The following is a 3,902-nucleotide window of genomic DNA, read 5'->3' on the forward strand; positions in this document are numbered from 1 at the left end:
ACCTCACGTCGCACGCCCCAAGGTGTGTTGCCATCTGGGTAAGCGTTACGACCTTGGTGAACTTGGCGGTAGTGACCATCTAAGTCAGAGTGAATGGTTTGACCTAGGTACGAGTGGTACATCGCCGTGTAGAACGTCTGTTTGTAATCTTCGTCGCCAGAGACTTGGATCTTGCCGAGTTCGTCTTCCCATTTCTTGGTTGCCGCTTCGCGTACTTGGTCGAAGTTCATGCCCGCAACTTCTGTCATGTTAAGAGAAGCACCTGACTTGCCGTTCTCGCCGATCTCAACGTTTGATAGCGCTAATTTCGCTTCAACCGTTAAGCCGTCTTTGGATGTGTCGAACTCTACTTAAGCGCGCGCGTATTGGTACTTGCCGCGTGTCTCGTTACCGATCTCCGTAATGCCTTCTGGCACGTCCATGTAACGACCTTGCTCTTTATCGTAGTAAGCAAAGCGAACGTTTTTGATTGGCTGGTCGAATTCCATCACGAAGAATTCTTTTTGGCTTGGTGCCCAGCCGTCAGAGAAACGGTGACCTTCAAGACGGTTATTGTCTTTGTCCCATTTCAAGTAAGAATCTGAGGTGTAGTCCCAGTTAATTTTGAAGCCAGTGTTCACGATGATTTCTGACTTCTCATCACGAGGGAAGGTGTAGCGGTGTACACCAACGCGATCAGACGCCGTTAACTCAGCTTTGATGTCGTAATCCAATAGATCGACTTTGTAGTAGCCTGCCGTCGCTTGCTCGTCACGATGTTGGAAGCGAGACGCTTCTAGGTTTAGCGTTGCCGAACCTTCATCAATCATGTAATCCGAACGCGAGTTGATTGGCATGACGAGAATGTCGTTCAAGTCGCCAGCACCTGCTCCGGAAAGGTGGGTATGAGAGAAACCGGAAGTACGTGCGTCGTGGTAGTAGTAGCCTGAAATGTATTCCCAGCCGTTAGAACCGTTGTTTGGAGAAAGCTGCACCATGCCGTGTGGTGTGGTTGCACCAGGGTAGGTGTTGCCTAGGTTACCTGTGCCGATGAATGGGTTGACGTAGCGTGTTACGTCCATATCGGCGAAATCTACTGGGATGTGAACGCCCATGTCGATTTCAGGTGTTTCTGGGTTTGGCTTGTCATCGCAGTCGCCATCGCCAACTGGAGGACATACTGGCTTGCCGCCGTCAGGAATATCCGGCAGTGCAGGGTTGGTGTCACCGCCTTCATAAATGTTGGTTGTGTCGTCGTTACAGCCAGTCAGACCGACTAGATCACTGAGAACTGCGCAAGCGAGTAGGGAAGGTTTGAATTTCATTTTTAAAGCCTTGTAAATTGTATGGTTATATAATTAAAAAAAATCAGGGGTATTACTAAAACTTAAAAACTTGAAATAGAGCCCTTTGGGGGAAAGGGCTCTTAGGGGGGAGGAGCTTAAGGTTTAAGCTTTCACAAGAGTCGCTGCGTTACGCATCGCTTCTTTCGTTGAACACTCAACAACGTTTGCTTTTGCAAAGCGGTGAGCGTCTTTTACTTGGATATCGTGAGCTAGAATAACCAGCTTCGCGTTTGCTACATCTAGGTCAGTGATGCGGTTCTGGATACCGTTTTGACCTTGAGTTTCTACTTTGATTTTCAGACCTGCTGCCGCACCTGCCTTCTCTAGTGCTTTTGCTGCCATGAATGTGTGTGCTACGCCAGATGGGCAACATGTTACTGCTACGATGTCGTACTCGCCTTCGCCTGCTGCTGGAGCCGCTTGAGCTTGTGCAGGTGCTGCTTCAACGATTTCGTCTTCTGCTTCTTCTTCAGCTACTGGTTTCCAGAAGCCAACGATAACTGCTGTTGTTAGTGAGCCTAGTGCGATACCCACAACGTACATTGGGATGTTGCTTGATACAGGTGCTGTGATTAGACCGCCCCATGGTGCGTGTAGTAGTACGTCTGTTAGGAAGCCGAACACACAGCCAACGATACCACCAGCAACGATTGAAGGAAGAACGCGAACAGGGTCGTTTGCTGCGAATGGGATAGCACCTTCAGAGATACCGATAGAACCCATGATTGCTGCTGCTTTACCCGCTTCTTGCTCTTGCTTAGTGAACTTCTTCTTGAATAGGAATGTTGCTAGTGCCATACCTAGAGGAGGCGTACAGATTGCGATACCAACACCACCCATTAGCCATGGTTGAGTATCAACTTGAGTTTGGGCGAATAGCGTTGCTACTTTGTTGATTGGACCGCCCATATCGAATGCAGTCATACCACCAAGAATCGTACCTAGAACCACTTTAGAAGCGCCAGCCATAGAAGCTAGGAATTCGTTCATAGAAGCCATGAAGATCTTGATTGGCTCACCGATACCCCATAGAACGATACCTGCAGAGATAAGCGTACCTAGTAGAGGGTAGATGAAGTAAGCGCCCAATGCAGTCATGTTAGCAGAGAGAGGGATCTTCTTAAGTTGGAATACCACACCACCTGCGATGAAGCCCGCTACGATACAACCAAGGAAGCCGCCGCCCATGTCAGCCATGATGCCAGAAGAGATCATCGCTGGTGCTAGAGCTGGTTTGTCTGCAATTGAGTAACCGATGAAGCCACCAAGAATAATTGGGAACAGCACCAGACCTTTAATACCGATATTAGAAATATCAGCCAATAAACCGTCCGCAGGAACCGCACCCTTACCTGATGCCATTACCGCCAGCGCCAGTAGTACACCACCCGCAACGATAAATGGAAGCATGTGAGAAGTACCGAATAAAAGGTGACCTTTCATGGTACTTAGGATTTTTTTGAAATCGCTATTATTACTAGCTTGAGCTGTGATTGTACTCATAATTTCACGCCTTATGAATTAATTAAAATATTTAGTATTTGGTTTTCGTCTTTTGCGTTATGAATATCTTCAATAAAATCTTCGCTAAATTTACCGAATAATTCTTGAAGAACATAAATATGGTGGTCGGCACCGTTATCTGGTGAGGCAATCATGAAGAATACGGTCGGTTTGACTCCCTCTTCGTCGCCATACTCGATGCCTTCGCGCTTTACACCAACAGCGATTGCAGGCTCTGTAACCGCTTTGCTTTTTGCGTGTGGGTAAGCGATGCCGTCCATTGAAGTTACGCTTAATGCTTCACGCGCTTCGATGTCTGTTAAAAAAGCCTCTTTGCTGCTGATTCGATTATTTTCGAATAGCATCTGTGCTAGCTCTTCAAAGACTTCTTTTTTATTATTTGCTTGAAGGTTGCCTTTAATTAAATTGACGTTTGTTAGTTCTGTAATCATTTTTGACTCATTGGTACTGAAGTAATGAGGCAAATTTAATTAATGTTACGGTTTTCTTAAATAGTAAAAAAAATCCAATAACTATATTTTTGTATCACTGAGAGCTAAGTGTGATAGAAGTCATTAATATCAATGAGCTAGAAGGGAATTAGTATTGTGACTTATATTCCATTTATTTTGAAATTAATAATGAAGCTTGAAAATAAACGAGAAGGGAATCAAATATGGTTCAATTTTGCTATAAAAAAGAGGCTTTGTGCTAGAGCTCCTGCAATAACACTTTTATTAACGTAATTTTCTATCTCTTCTAGAAAAGACATAAAGCGAGCAGGACTCTTTTTTTGAAAACTTGTCAGGCTCAATTGTGTTGATTGCTCGCGGACAGTAGATTCCGTATTGCGCTCCTTCGTCGCTGTAAGGAAATGACGGCTTTCGTTGGGGTAATAGCTGATGGCCTACACAAGCTGACGGGTGATCTCGGACAGTTCCTCCCCTTGATACACATTGGCGAATGTGAGCTCTGAATTTGAAGCCGAGGGGAGGTTAGGAGGGGTTGTTATGCTGAATTTGGCTAATCCATTAAGACGGATTTTTGTACTTATGCGGCTTTGTTGCGTAATTC

At 45.5% G+C, this 3,902-nt stretch carries 2 protein-coding genes and 1 pseudogene; all 3 read right to left on the reverse strand.

What is annotated here, in order from left to right; translation table 11 throughout:
- Nucleotides 1-1,304 (reverse strand): annotated as a pseudogene (locus KIV40_RS20615) (glycoside hydrolase domain-containing protein); the annotation flags it as partial.
- A 123-nt stretch (nucleotides 1,305-1,427) separates the two neighbouring features.
- The gene (locus KIV40_RS20620) at nucleotides 1,428-2,828 is read right to left on the reverse strand and encodes a fructose-specific PTS transporter subunit EIIC (protein WP_005453038.1); all 1,401 of its coding nucleotides are present in this window, start codon (nucleotides 2,826-2,828) and stop codon (nucleotides 1,428-1,430) included.
- An 11-nt stretch (nucleotides 2,829-2,839) separates the two neighbouring features.
- Complete coding sequence (locus KIV40_RS20625) at nucleotides 2,840-3,280, reverse strand: PTS sugar transporter subunit IIA (protein ID WP_269987078.1); 441 nt, start codon at nucleotides 3,278-3,280, stop codon at nucleotides 2,840-2,842.
- Nucleotides 3,281-3,902: the final 622 nt, after the last annotated feature.

Source organism: Vibrio sp. D173a (assembly GCF_030248475.1).

Coding starts and splice junctions, on each gene's coding strand:
- KIV40_RS20625 (WP_269987078.1), bottom strand. CDS start 3,280: ATGATTACAGAACTAACAAACGTCAATTTAATTAAAGGCAACCTTCAA.
- KIV40_RS20620 (WP_005453038.1), bottom strand. CDS start 2,828: ATGAGTACAATCACAGCTCAAGCTAGTAATAATAGCGATTTCAAAAAA.